The organism is Salinibacterium sp. dk2585 (assembly GCF_008001035.1).
GTDB lineage: Bacteria > Actinomycetota > Actinomycetes > Actinomycetales > Microbacteriaceae > Homoserinimonas.
In genome coordinates, this window is sequence record NZ_CP042856.1 from 1,787,008 (window position 1) to 1,805,253 (window position 18,246).

Here is an 18,246-nt window from a genome sequence, read left to right on the forward strand (position 1 = left end):
TATGGGAACAAGACGAGCTGCGCTCTATCTCCGACAGTCGCTTGATCGAGCCGAAGGCATCGGATCGCAGCGCGACCGCTGCACTGCCCTCGCGAACGCTCGCGGTTGGCAGATCGTAGAGACCTTCGAGGACAACGAAACTAAGGCATCGAAGGCGCGCGGCAGTAACACTGCGTGGAGTCGAATGCTCTCCCGGATCGGTAAGGACTTCGAAGTTATCGTGGCGGTCGACGTTGACCGACTCCTGCGAAGCATCAAAGACTTGAGCACTCTCGCAGACCTCGGAGCGCAGATCGTAACCGTCGATGGCGAGATCGACCTAACGACCGCAGACGGTGAGTTTCGCGGCACGATGCTCGCAGGTATCGCGCGTTTCGAGACACGTCGCGCGAGCGAGCGCCAGCAACGACACAAAGCCGCCAAAGCTGCGCGCGGTGAGTGGCACGGTGGAACTCCCCCATATGGCTACGAACGCGACCCCGAGACAAAGTCTCTTGTTCCGAACGAGAAGGAGGTCGCTCTTATCAAGGAGGCATCAACCAGGCTCCTTGATCGTGGCCAGTCTCTACACTCAATCGTTGTTGAGTGGAACGACCGGGGCGAACGGACTCGCAAGGGCCACCACTGGCGACAGACCGGTTTGCGTCCGATCCTTCTCAACCGGAGCATGCTCGGTGAAACTGTCGCAGGCGTCCGGGGTTGGGACCCGATCATCGACCAGCAGACGTTCGACCGTCTCTCCACGCTGCTCACAGACCCGACGCGAAAGATCGTCCACTCCCCCGGTGCGAACGGTGGGAAACGTTCTCTTGGTGGAGGGCTCGCGCGCTGTGGACTTTGCGGTAAGCCACTCATCACCCACAGCAAGGCAACCGGCAAGGGGAAGGGTTCGAGTACCGCGACTCTCGCGTGTCTGGCTCGCGTGCACGGTCCTGACCCCGAGAACCATCCTCGCGTTGAGCGCGTACGGACTCGAGACGGCAGGAGAGTCTCGGTATGGGAGGACACCAACAGAGTCTCGATCGCACACGATCCGACGGAAGAGATCGTTTTCGAGAAAGTCATTGCCCTCCTCAACGACACGGAGCGCTGGAAGGCGCGTATGCAGGAGAAGAGTCCGAAAGACGAGAACACGTTGAAGGCTCTCGAAGATCGCCAGCGAGAACTCAACGCCGAACTCGATGGCGTCGGCAGGTCCGTAATGATCGGCGCGTGGGACGAACGTAAGGGTCGCACTGAAGTCGAGCGCATCAAAACCGAGATGGAAGATGTGAATCGTCGCATCGGTGACCTGATTGGCAAGCCGCAACTCAACGCCATTGTGCAAGGTGGGAAGTTGGAGAACTGGCGCGAATGGCCGCCACTGGATCGCCGGTCATTTCTGAAACTCGTTGTGGACCGCATCGAGGTATTTCCTTACCCAGACGGTGCCCCTCGCAACGCGGGCTGGAAGCTCAACGAAACTCCGGAGCAAGCCGCCGAACGTAAGGCGCTGCACCATGCTCGCATCAAGGCAACAGTCGAATCGCGAATCAAGGTCTGGTCAACGTGGGGTGCGCTGATATAGCCTGTTGGTATCGCATGGATGGCCGACAAGAGCGGCACAAGGTCCAATAGCCCGGAGAGATAACGTGCCGGGAACCGAAGCACCGCGAGACATTTCGTCTCACGGTGCTTTTTTGTTTGTGCTGTGGGACTCCAACGAAAGGGAGATCCAATGGGGACAGACAGCCGGTACAGAGGCTATACCTCGCTCATTACAACCGTCACGCTCGAATCGAGCGGCTCATACTCGATTGGCATCGAGGATGCGACGCAGCCCGAGGACAGCGAGGAACGCTACGTAACTGGGCTATCGGAAGGTCACGAGTATGACCCAGTTCGTGCGGGTGCGTTCGCGGGGCGTTTGATTGCAGACTACCTAGCTGAGCCGAAGCTTGAATGGCGCAACTCGACCACTGGCGAGCCAGTGAATCGCCCCGGCATGTCCGGAGAGCGTATTACTGGTGTCAGCCCGCTCGTTCGAGAGGTTCCGTCAGAGCGTAGTCGAGGTGCTCGAGTTCGACGGGTGTGAGGTCGTGGATCGAGCCGTGGATGCGCTCCGTGTTGAACCAGTGGACCCACCCAGCGGTTGCGGCCTCGACCTGGTCAACGTCTCGCCATGGGCCTTCGTGATGAATGAGCTCGGTCTTGTAGAGCCCGATCTGCGACTCGGCCAGGGCGTTGTCGTAGGCATCGCCAACGGAGCCGACCGAGGGGTCGATGCCCTCCTCGACGAGCCGGTCGGTGAACGCAATCGAGGTGTAGACGCTGCCGGCATCGGTGTGATGGGTCAGTGCAGTGAAGTCGTCGGCGCCCTCACGGCGGCGGGTGAACAGCGCCATCTCTAGGCAGTCGAGCACGAGCGGCGTCGTCATGCTGGTCGCCGCCCGCCAGCCGAGGATCCGGCGGGAGTGCGCGTCGAACACGAACGCGACGTAAACCCAGCCGGACCACGTCCACACGTAGGTGAAATCGGCCACCCAGAGCTGGTTCACTCGAAGCCTTGCGAAGTGCCTGTCGACGAGGTCAGCCGGTCGGGTCTCCCGCGGATCGATATCGACCAGGCGACGGCGCTTGCCGCGCACCACGCCCGCGATCCCAAGTTCGCGCATGAGTCGCTCCACCGTGCAGCGGGCGATGTCGTGCCCGTCGCGGCGGAGTCGTAGCCAGAGCTTGCGGGCGCCCAGGAGCCGGCGCTGCGCCTGCCAGGTGGTCAAGATGATCTGCTTCCACCGTTCATCTGCCAGCACGCGCGCCGAGGGACCGCGTCCTCGGGCGTCGTAATAGGTCGATGGGGCGATCCGTGCCCCGTGCTCAGTGAGCACGGAACAGATCGACTCGACACCCCACCGCAAACCGCCATCGGTGCGGTCCTTGTGCGCCTCGATGAAGGCGACTATCGCTGATGTGGCCGGTCGAGTTCGGCCGCGAAGAAAGCTGACGCCGCCTTCAAAATCTCGTTCGCCCGACGCAACTCAGCGTTTTCGCGCTTGAGCTTCTTGATCTCCGCCTGCGCCTCGGTCGTCAGCCCGGGACGCTGCCCGGTGTCAACCTCGGCGCGGCGGCACCAGAGACGGATTGTCTCCGATGAGCCGACGCCGAGCATCTTCGCGACCGCGCTCAGCGCGGCGTACTCGCTCGGATAGTCAGGGCGCACCTCGGCGACCATACGGACAGCGCGCTCACGAAGCTCGCGCGGATACTTGCTGGGTCGTGCCATGAGACAGATCCTTCCAAAGAACTCTGTCTCCGGACATGCCGGGGCGATTCACAGTCCCGTTCGAGTAGGTCGATCTGAGTTCGGCCCACGGTTCTCGACAGTCGATTGATTGAGGGAACCGTGGGCCGTTGACTCGTTGACGCTCCGGCGATGAGCGCAACTCAGAGGATCCGATAGCCTCATAGTGTCGCCTAAGGAGGCCCTATGTCGTTTTGCGGATTGGTTGTCCCAAGCCGATCAAAGTACGCTGACCGCTTTCCGTCTACGTGCTATCGAGAACGCGGGCATTCCGGGCTCTGCCAGCAGTACCCGTTTCTTGCTCAGTTTTTTGTCGATGCGCGACGTGTTCACGACAAGATCAAGCGTGACGCGACGATGACAACCGGGGCTGCATGGGCAGGCACCAACGCGGGGCCGAACCGAATACTGCGATGGGTGATGCAGCTCGACAATGCTGCGCTACTCGAATATGACATTGACATGGCGGCCCTTAGCCCGCTCATCCAAGCAAAGCTGCGCGAAAAGGCGGCGTCATACGAGGATTGCATGTCTGTGGCACGTAGGCTCACCTGGCTTGCTTACGGTACGGTCAATGCGCCCGCGCCCCGCTCCGATATCCGCAATGCTCTCGAAGCCGAATTTGGCCCTATCCAGACCAACAACACGGTATGCCTGATCTGTCGGGAGCGAATCCCCTTCGAGGCATTCGCCGACGCTCAACGAGGCAAGGCCGCCATCGAGACGGCGCACGCGTCACCGCGACAGCACAACCCCGGCAACGTCGGCTTTGCGCACCGACCGTGCAACATTGCTCAAGGAGACAAGGGCCTCGACGGCTTCTACGAGTGGATCGCGCAGATTCTTGCGAACGTCGAGGCCCAGAAGGGCACTGCTGCCTAGAGTTCGAACTCGTCGCCGCCAGCTGTTGCGTTGAGCTTGCCCAGGAGAACGTCGCGCTGTTGGAGCACGTTTCTGAACTCGTCGATGTTGCGCAGCCAAGGGCCGTCCCCTACGAGGAGTGGGATTTCCAGCTCAAGCACCCGCTTGCCCAGTGTTCCGAGAGTGCTCTGAACAAAAACCAGGTCACGGACGCGTCGGCGCACCGATGGGAGCGTTAGCGCGTACAGCAACGCGTAAGAATCCAGTCGGGAAGAATCACTCAAGCTCAAGATCCGCAGATGGCTTTGAACGACACTCCGTCTCGTTCGTTCTGAAACCATGGCCGCCGAACCAATCCTGTACCGCCCGTCGACAACCATCAGCACGTCACCGGCTCTCAGGTTCTGTGACTTCTGGAATTTGTCGTAGGTCGCTTCGCTGACTGACTTAGTCGGGTCAGTATGGATCTCAAAGTTGCCAATATCGGACGTTCGGATGAAGGGGATATCGCCCGTACCGTACGCTTCCGAGCCAGGCTCATGCCCCTTTCGAACTGTAAGCTCTCCTGCATCAACGAGATCTTGCAATGTCACCCAGGTGGCACCGTCGACGATCGCCTGTTCCTTCTCGTCTCGCGGGATTGCCGCCTCGTAGTATCGCGGAACCAAGTACTCCCGGGTTCCGAGGTCGACCTCTGACCAGAGTTCTGGATCCGACTTTGCGTAGTCGTCCGCCAGCGTCTCGAAGTCGTCGGGATACCGGGTTCCGTCAGCGCGCACTGTTCGGCCGCGGCGATCATGCCCGCAACTCAAGGCTGTTGCCACGCGGGTTGGTCCTTGAAGCTCTCCCTTTACAAAGAAGAGGACATTGGTCTTCGTATCGGTACCCGGCTGGAATGTCGTGCGGGGGCAGTCCAATAGGGCTTCTATGCTCCCACGTTCGCGCAGCCAGGACCAGACGTACGCACTCGACGAGTTTCCAAACACCCCCTCAGGCAGGACGATTCCCAAGCGACCGCCGGGCTTCAAGAGTCGAACGCAGAGTTCAAGAAACATGATCTGGGGGTCGCGGCTGGATGCTAGTTCGCTCGTTTTGGTCCAACTCCCTGACTTCTTCACCCAGTTGTGGCCAAAGTCGTATTCCGCGAGAATCCGCTGATCACTGACCCCGATTCGAGCGCCAAACGGGGGGTTGGTGAGAACCACATCGAAGAGCTCGCTATCAACGCCGTGGTCTTGGCGCCACTCTTCGAGATCCAGCGAGTTCCTGTTTCGGGCCTCGGCCTGGGGGCCCGCCACTATCGCTAGCATCGCGGTCATGAGCCGGTAGAGGTCGAAGTCCTTGTCAAGCCCGACAATCTTGCCGGGGCCACCTTCAGACAATTGATGAGCGTACGCCTCAGCGAGGAATCCACCCGAACCCGCGGCGGGGTCAAGGACACTCTCTCCCGGGCGAGGGTTGACGATCTCGACCATGGCGCGCACAACGCTACGAGGAGTGAAGAACTGACCCTTGTCCCCCCTTACCCGAGGCCCCATAACGGCCTGGAAAGCATCACCGATGATGTGCGCCGGAGCACCAGAAAGCATTACTCCTTTGAGTTCACGCAGCGAGTGGCGAATCGATTCGGAGTCATTGTTGAATCGCTCCCCCTCTCGGAGAGCCTCGGGAAACTCCCGGTGGACAAGCTCCAACAGGATGTCCGGATCTCCCCCGTCTAAGACGGCGTTGTACGAGGTCTGGTCATCTACGCGTTCTACCGCCAACTTCGAGAGAAGCACGAGAGTCATGTCTTCGACAATTCGCTCCGCGCGGCTGGCCTGTCCGTTCGAATACAAGAAGTAGTAGAGACGGCGGAACAGCTCTGTGAGATTCAAGTCGGCATGCACTCTGCTGATTCTACGGTTCTTGACAGACATCACGCGGCAACTCTCCCTGCCTGGCGGACACTCGCTGGATGCCACCGCGCCCCACCACCAGGTAACGGCACGTCGCCCTGATTGAGCAGGTCTGCGATTGCGCGATAGGTCAGGCCACCGCTGCGGAGAAACTGGATGCGCTCAACCGTGGCAGGATCTTGTCGCGACGGAGCGCCGAGTCGGACGCCTTTAGCTCTGGCAGCGGCTAGACCCTCCTTGGTGCGAAGTGCGATCATGTCCCGCTCCCATTCAGCGACTGCGGCAACGACATTGGCGACAAGCTTGCCAGCCGGCGTCGTGGTGTCCACCCCTAGGTCGAGCATGATCAAACCCCAGCCTTGTCTCGATGCCGTCGTGAGGATCCCAGAGAAGTCGTGGACTGATCGCGTCAGCCGGTCGAGCTTCGAGACTGCAAGGGCAACTGCTTCGCCGCGTTCGAGCATGTCGAGCGCTTCGCGTACAGCAGGACGGTCGAGTGACTTGCCTGAACGTCCGGCGTCCTCCAGCCAGATTACGTCCCACCCTCTCCGAGTCGCTTCGAGGGTGATCGCCGTTCTCTGGGCATCGATGCCATGTTCCTGATCTGCGGTGGAGACACGCAGGTAGCCGATGATGTTGACGACTCGTCCCCGCTCGCAAGGTCAATGTGGCGTTGCTCGGCAATGACCACTCCGTCAGTGGTCGCGATCGTTGCGCCACGCGGCGATATTTGACCTTCGAGCAGGCAATAGACATCGCCCTCGACGTGTTGCACAACAGCGCCGGAGTACGGGTGGACCGCAGTCCACAGGTAGTCGCCTTCCTCCAACTTGACGCTCCAACCCGCGTCGTTCATGGCATCGGCAAGGGTGTCGTCAGCTCCGCCAGGAAAGAAGGCGTCGCCAGAGCTAGGTGGCTCGAATCTGTCGAGGATCAGCTTGACTCCGGCAAAGGTGGTTGGTTTCTCCGCCCGGATCAAGGCAAGAGTCTGGTCGTAGCGCTTCCAGTACATATCGAGACTCATCGCGCACTCGCCCACAGTTCAGCGCTTGCGTAGCTCGATGAACCGTTCGGATCTTCGAGCAGGTAAACGGTGTCGTCGTGTTCCTCAATGGCAACGCCACCCAAGTCCACGGCAAGTGGGTACGAGGGTTGGTGCGCGATTCGGACCTGAGCAGCTGGGTCGCATTGCTCTAGATGCTCTATTAGGTCGGCAACAGTCATGGTCATTCCTTCGTTGAATCGTTAGTCAGATTCGTACATATGTTCGAACCTGTTACAACAATTCAATCAGGAAGTATTGCTCATGTAAAACATACCAACGAATGCTTTATAAGCCTCTGACCTGGGCTTTCTCTATTCTCGATAGAGCGACGACAGCGTTCTTAGGATTGTCTCCCGGTAGTTCGATACCAACCCCTGGAGTTCTCGTCTCAGATCGACGCTCAGCGACCCTGGCAACGTGTTTCTCTATGCCCCGGCCAGGTCGATTCGAACTCGCGGCCTCTCTAGAGCAACGTCGTAGGTAGAGGTTTGCCCTGCCCTAAACGGAGACGAGACTGTCGAATCGTTCTCAAAGTGACCTTGAGACCAGCTACCAAGGCCTTTACCGCTCTTAGCTGCCGAAGTCGTAGGAGCCTAAGACCTACCGCGCTAGTACCCAAGTAGTACCCAGTACCCGTGGAACTAGGTGCAACAACAAAATCGATATCTCAAAGAGAGATGCAAATTCCGATTCGCGAATAGGGGTCCGTCGAATTGTTGTTATTGGGGCTAGTACCCGACGTACTGGGTACTAACGGGTACTAGCCCACGCTCGACGGGAACTAGCCCTCGATCACGTCAGCGCTCGTCTCGCGGTCGAGACGGGCCATTGCCTCGGCGTAGAGCTCCCGGTCCGGCCCGTGCTTGAGATGCTGTTTCTGGCGGCTCTCGCTCGCGTTCGGGTTGTCCTCGATGAACTTGCGCAGGCGCTCGGTCACGCGCGTCAGACGTGCTTGTTTAGCGTCTGCGACGTGCTCTAGAGTCCGGGTCTGGACGAAGGCTGCGCGCTTTGCTGACGCCTCGAGGTTGCGTTCCCTCATGCCTGCGAGAGCCAACTGGACGCGCGCTCTGGTGGCGTTGCTGTGGTCCATCACGGCACCCGCCAGCTCCCAGTCCTCGTCGTTCAGGTGCGCCCGACCGTCGAGAACCATGAGACCGATCGCGACCTTCACGCGAACCATGACGGCGTGGCCGTCGATGGCGTTGCGCTCCCCTCGGTGACCTGCGCGCATGTGATCTCGGTGTTCGCGGTTCATTGCCTCCAGCGCCTTGATTTCAGGCACGCCGTCCCACGGCACCGGTTTGAGTTCGAACGGCTCGACGCGGATCGCGTTGAAGTCGTCGTGGTCAAGCGCCGAGTCCCCGAACGGCGGGTAGTCCATGAGACACCACAGGAACCGGCCAGGAGTGCCGCCCGCAACTTCAGACTCTGACAACAGCACTTCGGCGCGTGTGGGCTGCGCGTTGATGGTGATCGTGAAGCGATACTCGTCCTTCTTGAGCTGGACGCCGAGGTTGCCCGCGAGCTTGCGGCCAATCTGTTCACCGGTCAGCGCCGACTTGATGTACTCGAAGATCGTCGCGCCATCCCGCTTCGCGATAGCACCGAGCTTGCCGACCTCATCGAACCGAAACCGGTGCGCGTGCGACGGCATGAGCCACGCGAGTTCCCGGGTCGGGCCACCTTCCTCGCGCTCGTCCTTCGAAAGATTCCGCCAGTAGGCGTACGAGTCCACGATGGACTCTCCTGATCCGGCCTCACTCTCGGAGAATTCAGCGAACGGACCGAAGTCGAGCATGTCGTCCAACAGCCGGCCCGTGAGGCTCTTATTGCCGCCGGACTCCCCGACGTTGATGACCCCGAGATTGAGCGACGCCGGACCGCGGAACGACCGATATCGGACGTCGTACGGCACGGTGTGGAGCCCACGCAGAATCGCTCCACCAAGTGCGCCCCACGGCGATACACCCGTCTTCTCGGAATTCTCATAGATGGACGCCAGGACAGGACGACGGTCCCAGAAGCCCTCCTTGTCGTGGAAGAAGGGGTCGCCGTCTTCGTGATCCTGCTTGAAGGCTTGCTCCACCTTGACCATCGCCTGATCGATCGGAAACGGCGGATCGCATCGGGTTGCAGCCGCGATCACGAACGCCGTTACGATCTCCCGGTTGTCGTTGTACTTGCGCCGAAGCTGACAAGCCTTTCGGAAGAGCGTGTCATCACGAGCGCCCTCATCGACGCCTTGCAGGAAGTCGAGATCTGATGGCAGAGGACCGTGCTCACCACCGCCAGCACCCTGCGTTGAGGATAGGAAGTCCACCAAGAGATCGGGAGCATCCGTAATCCGTACGTCTCGGACCACGCGGTAGACACCCTTGAGATGATTCGACCCGGGCAGGAGAGCGTATCCCCCGGTCGCCCGGACATCTACGCCGGGAAGCACGTTGACACGGTTCCGCAGATCGATCCCGCGACCGGTGAAGTAGTAGTGCAACCCACCACTGCCGGTCTGCACGACGTGCGTCGCGAATGGCACGATTGCGCGCTCCTCCATCCAGGCCTTGATCGCGGCGGCACCGTCCTTGACGTCGCTCTTGTCAAGATCGAGCAACCACACCCCAGACGGTGCGCCGGTAGCGAGCGCCCAGTTGGCGTCAGGCCACGACTGATGCCACTCAGCTACCTGCTCGCGACTAGTCGATGCGCCCTTTACGCCGTTGTAGATTCTCGGATGCTTACCGGGGCTACTGCACGACGAGTTCCCACAGGAGCACTGGCCGTCGCGGATCGAGTGGCAAGGGAAGATCGCCCAGCCCTGATCCGTGAACGTCTGGAGGGATTCGAGAGTGAACACCGGATCAGCCATGGTGACGACCTCCCAGAAGCGAAAACAAGATGGTGATCTGGATGAGAAGTCCGAAGGAGAACGCAGCCAGGATGCGCTCGTCCAGCCAGCGCAAAACCCTTGCTGATCTGGGGTTTCCTAGTACAATCGACTCGAACCTGTTGATCGCGATGTCCGCAGCGTTCTTCTTCCTTTCTGCGAATGTGGGGCCGTTCTTGTCCCGGGCGGCCCCTTTCTCATGCGCGGGCAGCATTGTCGGCCTCCAAACCATGCAGGAAAGCAACGACGGCATCTACTACTTCGTCGGGAACCTCGGCCGGGGCGCTCATTTGTCCAACCCCTCGGCGCTGCGACGGACCTGGCTGTAGATGCTGCCTAGAGGGTTGAAGTACTTCAGTACCTCATCTTCGAACATGACCTGAATCGGGAGCCCGATCAGACGTTCGAGGGCTTCAATCTCTGCGGCGGTTGGGTAGACCGCTCCGCTGATGATCGTGTTGACGCGAGGAACTTTGCAGCCGAGGGCTCGCGCAACCTCCTCGTGTGTGAACCTGCGATCTTGAATGAAATCGCCGACCGGCTGTCGGCGTCGAGGGAGACTCAATGGGATCACTACCTATTCGGTGTGATCGACCAGAGGCTCTATCCGTTAGGTACTAACCGGAGGTCCGAGACTCGCCCGACTAGCTGAGTTGCTTCTCAGGGTGAGAGGCAGAGATCAGATCGGCGCTGTCGCGTTTGTTCGATACAACAATAATATCAGGATATATATCAACTATTGTGCCGATCTTGAACTGCTGTCGAGCTCGGAGTGTTGCGGCAACAATCGAATCGACCCGGAGCAATGGAACCGCGGCTGAGCGTCGCTGAGCGTCGCTGAGCGTCGACCTGAGCGACCTTCTCGCAACTGTCGAACAATTCGATACCAGCAAACCTAAGTAACGCTGTCGTCGTGCTCGCGAATGTGGTCCAAGGCCGCTCGCCGGTGCCGGAATGCTTTGCAGCCGCAATGACGCGTCGAGTGGGCATACTCAGGGCAACCGGGAGCCACTGCGAAGAACGCTTGCTTGTAAGTGCCCCACCCCGAGCCCGCTCCAACGGATCGGAGCCTCCAACCCCTCTCACCGATAGGGGCGATCATGCTCGTATCTGAACTCGATGTAGTCACGGAACGCGCTAGGGGGATCGAGCGGGTCAGGGTATGGAATCAGCTTCTGCGCGTCCGGAGAGAACTCGCCACCTTGCTCACGACTGTCAGTCATCGTCGCGTCTCTTTCGTTCGGGTCGCTCTACGGTGCTCTTGATGTGGAGTGCGCCATGACGGAGCACGGTGACATTGCCATCCATATGGGGTCCGATTCGAGGGCCGTCGAAGTGCGGACGCACCGGCTCCGGATAAGGCAGGGTGGATTCTTCGACTATCTCGGCGTCTTCGATGTCTTCGAGCGCGGGGAGCACGTAAGTCGCTTGGCTCTCAGATGGATGTGATTCGGGCATCTCCGTAATGATGTGCCCCATCGTGACTTCCCATGGCTTCGACTGAACGTGCTCGATGGTCATGCCCTTGCCATAGCCAGTACGGTCCAGCACCATGCTGATAGCTCGCAGCTTGTCGCCGTCCGACGTAGCGGGAGCCAACAGAATCTTGTTGAGCTCGACCAGCGCAGGATTCACCATGTTCATCAAACGCTCTTTGGCCTTGCGCTGAATATGCGCGGCAGCACCGCCATGCTTCTTGCAGACCGTGCCACCCTTGATCGGCGCGAGCTTGCACTGTTCGCCGTTGCGCTTCGTGTATCTACAGCGCGGCTTTTCCAGACCATCGAGTGCTTTGGCGATCACGTCATTCGGTTTGTACTTCGCTCCCCCGTGCGCCTGGCACTTGTCAGACCCACGAACGCGACTTCGACGGCACGGGTTACCGGCTCGCGTGGTTGCAGTGCACTGGCTGTCACCCACGACGCCCTCGCCGTGGTGTGGCTCGGAGCTCGGCAGTCATCTCATCCGATGTCAGGTTCAGGAGCGGATCGACGCGCACGCGCTCTGAGACTGAGGCGTGCAGGCGCGCAGCAATCGGCTCCATTTCCGCCTTGAGAATGGCGTTGAAGCTGGCCACGAACTCTGGGTCAGTCCCCGGCCCGTTGAGGGCGTGCGTGGACTTGAAGTCGTTCACGGCCTTGGCGGTCCGTATGTCCCTATCCGAAAGGTGGGATTCGAGGAAGGTGGTCATTGGTATGGCTCCAATCCGTGGCTCGAATGAACTGACAGGGCGCCGCGCCGGAGCCACGCAGCGCGACGCCCTGAGTTGGTGTCGCCGGAGGAAAGAGGGTGGAAACCCCAGCGACTACCGGAGGTCGGCCTATGACGGCCATTCGGGGTTGACGTACGACCCCGAAGCTTTGATCTGCATGACAGCCGCGGCCGAACGATTCTCGATTCCAGTTCCGAACCCGCGCTCGTACGTCGAACCGACGAGCGGGTAGGACGCATTCTCCGAGTGGAGAATCAGCCCGTGGTTCTGGCTCTGTGAGTGCTGGCGGAATGCGACTGGGTTGCGGGTGCTTCCCGGACCGGACGACGCGAGAGCAACCATGTAGCCCTGCGGCACGAGGTAGTCCTTGTGAATCCACGCATCGCCGTACGAACCCTCGATGGAGAGGTTCTGGTACGTGGATGGCGCACGATCCCCGATGATCGACACGTCGGTGAGATACGCGGGCGCACTGACAGACGGGATGAAGTCGTAGGGGTGCGCGGCGTCGTTCTCCGAGTCGCGGCGGAATTGCCGGATGGCCTCGAAGTCCGTGGGATGCACGAAGATCACAATCTGCTCGTTAGACGAGCGGAGACCGTAGCCGTGCTCCTGAATGGTGTCGATCAGTTGCTTGAGGTCGCCACCATCGACGGTTGCAGCACCAGACACGAAGTAATGCTGGTGACCGCCGGAGAAGGTCCTTCCGCCGAACGGTTCCGGCTTCGAGTCCGAGAGACCGTCCCACAGCGAGAAGATCGGCAGACCTTCCGGCGAGACCGGACGACTCGATGCGTCAGCAGGTTTGGTCGTGAGTGCGCGCATTATGCCGCCGAAGACCAGGCGGTTGTCGGCTTCGAAGATTGCAGCGTGCTGGCTTCGAACCTGTTCTGCACTCGCTTCGCGAAGGAACGAGCGTGTATAGCGCAGAGCCAGGTCGTACCAAGTGAAGTCGTAGCCCATGCGCATGTAGTCGGGCTTCGCGCGCCCTGCCTTCGCGAGACCAAACTCCGATGCCTGCTCGAAGCTGATGTTGTTCTTGTGATCAACGGCGTGCAACGAATAGGCGTCCGTGGTGTTGAACGAGAACAGAGCCTGAAACGCGGAGCGTCCCTGATTCCACTCTGTCAGTGCTTCCTGGAACTCGTTCCAGATAACGTTGAGGGACACCCCGTCTGCCGTTTGCGTGAGGACATCTGCCCGCACGCTGAAGCCGCGATCGGCTCCGTAGATGTCAGGGAATGTGAGTTCCATGGCAACTCCTAACGGTTAGTGGTTGGACCACGCCACCGCGGGTGCGCGTGAGGCCGAGTGCGAGAGGGAGTAGCGATGGAGCTACGTCGAACCTCTACTCAGCGAGTACGCGGTAACCACTGGTTTCCCGTTACAAAAATTGTACTAGGAGGGTTGCGGACCCGCAGGCTATTGCTTGTATTGAGTACGAACAATTCGATTCGTCGAGGAAGAGCACGCCGTGCGACGCCCTCGCCGCCGCGCCCGGGCGCACGATGCCACTGCCTCCTCCCACGAGGGAGGCAGCGGTCGCCGTGTGGTGGGGCGATTCGAATGGTGGGCGCGTGTCGAGCGTCGACCCGGGCGGTTGGCCGACGAGTGACCGCAGGCAGTTGACCTCGAGGGCCCGTTCCGCATCGAGCTCGGGCAGGAGGCCGGGAAGTCTCTCCGCCAACATGGTCTTGCCCGCGCCGGGTGGCCCGAGCATGAACATGTGGTGACCACCGGCCGCCGCGACGACAAGCGCGTCGACAGCATCCGGATTGCCCACGACATCGGCCAGGTCTGGTGTGCGACGCGCTTCCGAGTGCGATGAGGGGAGGGCGAGCTCGTCCACGGGAATCGGCTCGAGTTCGGCACCATGCCAGATCGCGGCGTCTCGCAGCGACGCGACAGCGACGATGCGCACGCCCGGCACGAGCGACGCTTCGTCGGCGTTGGCGCGCGGCACCATGACGGTCTCTGCGCCTGCTCGCGAGGCGGCGAGCACCGAGGGCAGTATCCCGATGGTGGGGCGAAGCCTGCCGTCGAGTCCGACCTCCCCGACATGCACGACGCGCTCGACGGACTCTCGGGAGATGACCTCATCGGCGGCGAGCGCCGCGACTGCGATGGCCAGGTCGAAGCCCGAACCGTGCTTCGGAAGCGAAGCCGGCGAGAGGTTGATCGTGATCTTGCGACTTGCCAGCGGACATCCGGAGTTCGAGGCGGCTGAACGCACCCTCTCCCTTGCTTCTCCCAGCGCGGCGTCGGGCAGGCCGATGATCGAGAAACCGGGAAGGTTGCTGGAGATGTCGGCTTCGACCTCGACGAGTCCGCCGGCCAGCCCGAGCAATGCGACGGCTCGCGTTCGCGCGACCGGCATCAGTACACCTGCTGCAGGTGTTCGACGACGGGCGCGGCGCCGGCACGACGGATGACCGAGATCGCGTCGATGCGGATACTGCGTCGCGGGGCCGGAACGCCGTCCTGGGGGTTCGCCTCGCACCATGCTCGTGCCAGACGTCGAAGGCGGGACAGCTTAGCGCTCGTGATCGCTTCGAGGGGATGCCCGAAACCGAGCCCGGACCGCGTCTTCACCTCAACGAAGACCGTGTCGCGACCGTCGACCGCAACGATGTCGATCTCGCCCTGCTGGCACCGCCAGTTGCGTTCCATGATCGTGTATCCGGCGCGTGCCAGGAACGCCGCCGCGTGATCTTCACCCCATCTGCCGAGCTCATCCTTTGCGGACATCGCCACCTCCTGCGTCGAGGATGGCCGTCGGGCGCAGCGGCGTCTTGCGGTACTTCCGCATCCGTGAGGGAAGGACGCGGAGGCGGGCTGGGGAGGAACTGACGGAAGCACATCTGCCACACAGGCAGCACGGATTAGGCTCATCCGCTGTGCATCCCGAACCACCCACCCGCCGCCGGCGCGTATCCGGCCCCTCGCCCGTCGCGCGACACGGTCGACTGCCGAACCGCGGCACCGGCCGCGGTCTTCTCAAGCTGCTCGGGGCTGCGCTTGCCGTCACCCTGACGAGCACGCTCGCGGTGGCCGGCGTGGCGGTCGCGAACATCACGAACCAGATCAAGCCGGGGATCGAGCTTGCCGGCGAGGACCAGGTGCCGGAGATCGGCGCCATCGAGGGCGGCGTGAACCTCCTGCTGGTTGGCAGTGACAGCGGAGGCGGGAATGCCGCCTATGGCGAGCGGGGCCAGACCCTCAACGACGTCACGATCCTGTTGCATATCTCCGAGGACCACACGCATGCGACCGTCGTCAGCTTTCCCCGGGACCTGTTTGTCTCGATTCCCTCCTGCCCGGCGGAGGACGGCGGCAGCTCCCCCGCCATGTCATCGCAGAAGATCAACACGACCCTGACCTACGGCGGCCTCGCCTGCACCGTGCTGACGGTCGAGAAGCTCACGGGCCTGACGATCCCGTTCGCCGGCATGATCGAGTTCGACGGTGTCATCCAGATGTCCAACGCCGTCGGCGGTGTACCCGTCTGTGTTGCAAGCGACATCAACGACAAGCAGATCAACTTCTCGCTCGCGGCAGGCGAGCACACCCTCTCCGGCTTTGATGCCCTGCAGTTCGTCCGCTCGCGCTACGGCGTCGGTGATGGCAGCGACCTCGCCCGCATCAGCAACCAGCAGGTCTTCCTCTCCTCGCTGGCCCGCACCATCAAGAGCGCCGACACACTGTCTGACCCCGTGAAGGTCTACGGGCTCGCGCAGGCGGCCGTGCAGAACATGGAGATGTCGAACAGCCTGCAGAACGTGTCGACGCTCGCGTCCATCGCCGTCGCGCTCAAGGACATCCCGCTCGAGAACGTCACCTTCGCCCAACTGCCGACCTACTACGGCAACAGCGGCAGCCAGAGCGGCGTGCTGCTGAAGAAGGATGACGCCCAAGAGCTCTTCGATGCCCTCATCAACGATGTACCGGTGCACCTGACTGGCTCCCTCGGCGAGGGCGCCGTGCAGAACCCGGATGCTGGTGTCACGACCCCTGAACCGAGCGAGGCTACAACACCAACACAGCCCGAGCCCGGCACTCCGGGAACGCCGGCCACCCCAGAGACTGGAGCCGTCGAGCCGGGCACCCCTGCGGAGAGTCCCGTGGTGCAACTGCCGGACTCGATCACGGGATCGACCGCGGCGACGCCCTCCTGCTCGGCGGGCCAGTAGGGTCAGACGCCAGCGCGTAGCGCTACAGGCAGGGCGCTACTCGTCGAGTGCGAGCTCCTTCGGCAGCTCCAGCTCCTTCGCGTTGAGTTCCTCGACGTTGACATCCTTGAACGTCAGGACGCGAACTGCCTTGACGAACCGATCTGAACGGTAGACGTCCCAGACCCAGACGTCTTTCATCGTCAGCTCGAAGTAGAAGTCGTGCTCCGTGTCCTGCCGCACGAGTTCGACCTCGTTGGCGAGGTAGAAGCGACGCTCGGTCTCGACGACATAGCGGAACTGCGAGACCACGTCGCGGTACTCCCGGAACAGGGCCAGCTCGACCTCGCGGTCGTAGTCTTCAAACTCGTCGTCTTCCATAGCGGCTCAATCCTACGCTGTTCGCGCGGAGCGGCCAGGTTGAGCTCAGGAGGCCTGAAGCTCCTCGGCTGCAGACTCGCTGTCATCAAGCAGCCCATCGAGGAGGCTCGGCGGCTTGAGCCAGCTGTGCCGGTGCAGCTCGCTCGGGCCGAGTTCCGTGATCGCGGCGTAGTGCGCCGCGCTGCCGTAGCCCTTGTTGCCGCGCCATCCGTAGCCCGGGATGCGCTCATCGTGCTGGATCATGAGCGAGTCGCGGTGCACCTTCGCGATGACGGATGCCGCGGAGACTGAGGCGCAGTCCCGGTCGGCCTTGACCCGCGTGACGACGTTCGCTACGCCGCCCAGTGCGGGGCTGAGCCAGTCGAAGTGGCCATCAAGGATGATGGTGCTCTCAGCGAGCGGAATCCCTGCGTCCTGGAGCGACTCGAGTGCGCGGGCGCCCGCGAGTCCGAGACATGCCGAGATGCCGAGCCGGTCGACTTCCGCAGGCGAGGCGAGGCCCACCCCGCTGTGGAGGCTCCATGACTCGGCGACGGGCGCGAGTTGCTCACGGCGACGCTCGCTCAGGAGCTTGGAATCACGCAGACCCTCTGGAATCTTCGACATGCGCCCGCCCACGACGCACATGCCGACGCCGACCGGACCCGCGATTGCGCCGCGCCCGACCTCATCCACGCCGATGACGAAACGAGAGCCGACCCGCTGAAGGCGTCGCTCGATCGTGAGGCTTGGAGTCGCGACCGTCACGTCAGCCCGCGCTTTCCGAATCGTCGACGCCTTCGAAGACCTCGGGGTGATTGTCGAGCCAGACCCAGCGATCAGTCGGCCAACTGATCACGACGGCGCGCCCCACGACATTCTCAAGCGGCACGAAACCCTTGCTCGGCCCCGAGGCGTTGCAGCGCGAGTCGCAGGAGTTGTAGCGGTTGTCGCCCATCACCCAGAGGGCGTCGTCCGGAACGGTGACGGCGAAGTCGTCTTTCGCGACCTTTGTCACGCGCTCCGGGAGCTTCAGGTATGGCTCGTCGAGCGGAACGCCATTGACCGACATCTGGCCAAAGGTGTTGCAGCAGGCAACCTCGTCGCCGGGCAGGCCGATGACCCGCTTGATGAGGTGATCATTGCTGTCGGGAGCGCTCAGGCCGACGGCCGCGAGCACCCAGTCGACCGCCTCGACCACCGGGGAGCGTTCCTCCTGGGGTGACGGTGCGAGCCACCCGCCCGGATCCTGGAAGACGATGATGTCGCCGCGGTTGAGCTCGACGACATCGGGAACGAGCTGGTTGACGATGATGCGGTCATAGATCTGGAGCGTGTCCTCCATCGACGAGGACGGGATATAGAACGACCGCACGAGGAAGGTCTTGATGACGACCGAGATGAGCACGGCGGCAACGAAGATGACCAGGAGGTCACGAAGGAACAGCAGGGCGCCGCGACGTCGGCGGCCCGAAGCAGTTGTCGCAGCAGCATCCGCCGGCGAAGAATTTTCTGACATTAAACCCCTGAGCTCCCC

At 61.7% G+C, this 18,246-nt stretch carries 17 protein-coding genes and 1 pseudogene; 4 read left to right on the forward strand and 14 right to left on the reverse strand.

The window, feature by feature from the left end; all coding sequences use genetic code 11:
- Position 1 precedes the first annotated feature (1 nt).
- Complete coding sequence (locus FVA74_RS08395; RefSeq protein ID WP_168220094.1) at positions 2 to 1,567, forward strand: recombinase family protein; 1,566 nt, start codon at positions 2 to 4, stop codon at positions 1,565 to 1,567.
- Positions 1,568 to 2,009: 442 nt separating this feature from the next.
- Here the strand turns inward: FVA74_RS08395 and FVA74_RS08400 are convergent.
- A protein-coding gene (locus tag FVA74_RS08400) for an IS3 family transposase (RefSeq protein ID WP_147721161.1) occupies positions 2,010 to 3,262 on the reverse strand; the annotation gives its coding sequence in 2 pieces (ribosomal slippage) (positions 2,010 to 2,980 and positions 2,980 to 3,262; 1,254 coding nt in all).
- A 204-nt stretch (positions 3,263 to 3,466) separates the two neighbouring features.
- Here FVA74_RS08400 and FVA74_RS08405 point away from each other — a divergent pair.
- Positions 3,467 to 4,162: a hypothetical protein gene (locus tag FVA74_RS08405; protein WP_370454537.1), complete on the forward strand. Its 696-nt coding sequence runs from the start codon at positions 3,467 to 3,469 to the stop codon at positions 4,160 to 4,162.
- Here the strand turns inward: FVA74_RS08405 and FVA74_RS08410 are convergent.
- From FVA74_RS08410 to FVA74_RS08425, 4 genes are all read right to left on the reverse strand, one after another.
- A complete protein-coding gene (locus tag FVA74_RS08410; RefSeq protein ID WP_240792174.1) occupies positions 4,159 to 6,060 on the reverse strand; it encodes an N-6 DNA methylase in 1,902 nt (633 codons plus the stop codon). The genes FVA74_RS08405 and FVA74_RS08410 overlap by 4 nt on opposite strands.
- Positions 6,060 to 6,674, reverse strand: a complete 615-nt coding sequence (locus tag FVA74_RS08415; protein ID WP_147721593.1) for a recombinase family protein — start codon at positions 6,672 to 6,674, stop codon at positions 6,060 to 6,062. The genes FVA74_RS08410 and FVA74_RS08415 overlap by 1 nt, the downstream gene beginning before the upstream one ends.
- Positions 6,572 to 7,063 (reverse strand): hypothetical protein, encoded by a 492-nt coding sequence (locus FVA74_RS08420; RefSeq protein ID WP_147721594.1) that lies wholly within the window; start codon positions 7,061 to 7,063, stop codon positions 6,572 to 6,574. Before FVA74_RS08420 ends, FVA74_RS08415 begins: the two co-directional genes overlap by 103 nt.
- An 802-nt stretch (positions 7,064 to 7,865) precedes the next feature.
- Complete coding sequence (locus tag FVA74_RS08425; protein ID WP_147721595.1) at positions 7,866 to 9,950, reverse strand: bifunctional DNA primase/polymerase; 2,085 nt, start codon at positions 9,948 to 9,950, stop codon at positions 7,866 to 7,868.
- Positions 9,951 to 9,979: 29 nt separating this feature from the next.
- On the opposite strand from FVA74_RS08425, the gene FVA74_RS13610 reads away from it, so the two are divergent.
- Positions 9,980 to 10,297 carry a hypothetical protein gene (locus FVA74_RS13610; RefSeq protein ID WP_168220095.1) on the forward strand — a complete coding sequence of 106 codons (318 nt, stop codon included), beginning with the start codon at positions 9,980 to 9,982 and terminating at the stop codon, positions 10,295 to 10,297.
- On the opposite strand, the gene FVA74_RS13900 is transcribed toward FVA74_RS13610, so the two are convergent.
- From FVA74_RS13900 to FVA74_RS08455, 6 genes and pseudogenes are all read right to left on the reverse strand, one after another.
- A complete protein-coding gene (locus FVA74_RS13900) occupies positions 10,255 to 10,542 on the reverse strand; it encodes a helix-turn-helix domain-containing protein (RefSeq protein WP_370454536.1) in 288 nt (95 codons plus the stop codon). The genes FVA74_RS13610 and FVA74_RS13900 overlap by 43 nt on opposite strands.
- A 641-nt stretch (positions 10,543 to 11,183) precedes the next feature.
- A complete protein-coding gene (locus FVA74_RS08435) occupies positions 11,184 to 11,771 on the reverse strand; it encodes a hypothetical protein (protein ID WP_147721597.1) in 588 nt (195 codons plus the stop codon).
- 109 nt (positions 11,772 to 11,880) lie between these two features.
- Positions 11,881 to 12,159 (reverse strand): hypothetical protein, encoded by a 279-nt coding sequence (locus tag FVA74_RS08440; RefSeq protein ID WP_147721598.1) that lies wholly within the window; start codon positions 12,157 to 12,159, stop codon positions 11,881 to 11,883.
- 129 nt (positions 12,160 to 12,288) lie between these two features.
- Positions 12,289 to 13,434: a hypothetical protein gene (locus FVA74_RS08445; RefSeq protein WP_147721599.1), complete on the reverse strand. Its 1,146-nt coding sequence runs from the start codon at positions 13,432 to 13,434 to the stop codon at positions 12,289 to 12,291.
- Between the two features lie 196 nt (positions 13,435 to 13,630).
- Positions 13,631 to 14,557 (reverse strand): annotated as a pseudogene (locus FVA74_RS08450) (ATP-binding protein); the annotation flags it as partial.
- Positions 14,557 to 14,928, reverse strand: coding sequence for a YraN family protein (locus tag FVA74_RS08455; protein ID WP_147721601.1), 372 nt, complete (start codon positions 14,926 to 14,928; stop codon positions 14,557 to 14,559). The pseudogene FVA74_RS08450 and the gene FVA74_RS08455, both read right to left, overlap by 1 nt.
- 149 nt (positions 14,929 to 15,077) lie before the next feature.
- Here FVA74_RS08455 and FVA74_RS08460 point away from each other — a divergent pair, with 149 nt between their 5' ends.
- Positions 15,078 to 16,370: an LCP family protein gene (locus tag FVA74_RS08460; protein ID WP_240792175.1), complete on the forward strand. Its 1,293-nt coding sequence runs from the start codon at positions 15,078 to 15,080 to the stop codon at positions 16,368 to 16,370.
- Between the two features lie 36 nt (positions 16,371 to 16,406).
- On the opposite strand, the gene FVA74_RS08465 is transcribed toward FVA74_RS08460, so the two are convergent.
- From FVA74_RS08465 to lepB, 3 genes are read right to left on the reverse strand one after another with little or no spacing between them, the layout of a single operon-like run.
- Positions 16,407 to 16,730: a DUF2469 family protein gene (locus FVA74_RS08465; RefSeq protein WP_147721603.1), complete on the reverse strand. Its 324-nt coding sequence runs from the start codon at positions 16,728 to 16,730 to the stop codon at positions 16,407 to 16,409.
- Between the two features lie 45 nt (positions 16,731 to 16,775).
- On the reverse strand, positions 16,776 to 17,477 hold the full coding sequence (locus tag FVA74_RS08470) for a ribonuclease HII (protein ID WP_147721604.1): 702 nt from the start codon (positions 17,475 to 17,477) through the stop codon (positions 16,776 to 16,778).
- A 1-nt stretch (position 17,478) separates the two neighbouring features.
- The gene (gene lepB / locus FVA74_RS08475; protein ID WP_147721605.1) at positions 17,479 to 18,228 is read right to left on the reverse strand and encodes a signal peptidase I; all 750 of its coding nucleotides are present in this window, start codon (positions 18,226 to 18,228) and stop codon (positions 17,479 to 17,481) included.
- Positions 18,229 to 18,246 lie beyond the last annotated feature (18 nt).

Coding starts and splice junctions, on each gene's coding strand:
- FVA74_RS08425 (WP_147721595.1), bottom strand. CDS start 9,950: ATGGCTGATCCGGTGTTCACTCTCGAATCCCTCCAGACGTTCACGGAT.
- FVA74_RS08445 (WP_147721599.1), bottom strand. CDS start 13,434: ATGGAACTCACATTCCCTGACATCTACGGAGCCGATCGCGGCTTCAGC.
- FVA74_RS08420 (WP_147721594.1), bottom strand. CDS start 7,063: ATGAGTCTCGATATGTACTGGAAGCGCTACGACCAGACTCTTGCCTTG.
- lepB (WP_147721605.1), bottom strand. CDS start 18,228: ATGTCAGAAAATTCTTCGCCGGCGGATGCTGCTGCGACAACTGCTTCG.
- FVA74_RS08410 (WP_240792174.1), bottom strand. CDS start 6,060: ATGTCTGTCAAGAACCGTAGAATCAGCAGAGTGCATGCCGACTTGAAT.
- FVA74_RS08405 (WP_370454537.1), top strand. CDS start 3,467: ATGTCGTTTTGCGGATTGGTTGTCCCAAGCCGATCAAAGTACGCTGAC.
- FVA74_RS08455 (WP_147721601.1), bottom strand. CDS start 14,928: ATGTCCGCAAAGGATGAGCTCGGCAGATGGGGTGAAGATCACGCGGCG.
- FVA74_RS08395 (WP_168220094.1), top strand. CDS start 2: ATGGGAACAAGACGAGCTGCGCTCTATCTCCGACAGTCGCTTGATCGA.
- FVA74_RS13610 (WP_168220095.1), top strand. CDS start 9,980: ATGGTGATCTGGATGAGAAGTCCGAAGGAGAACGCAGCCAGGATGCGC.
- FVA74_RS08465 (WP_147721603.1), bottom strand. CDS start 16,730: ATGGAAGACGACGAGTTTGAAGACTACGACCGCGAGGTCGAGCTGGCC.
- FVA74_RS08440 (WP_147721598.1), bottom strand. CDS start 12,159: ATGACCACCTTCCTCGAATCCCACCTTTCGGATAGGGACATACGGACC.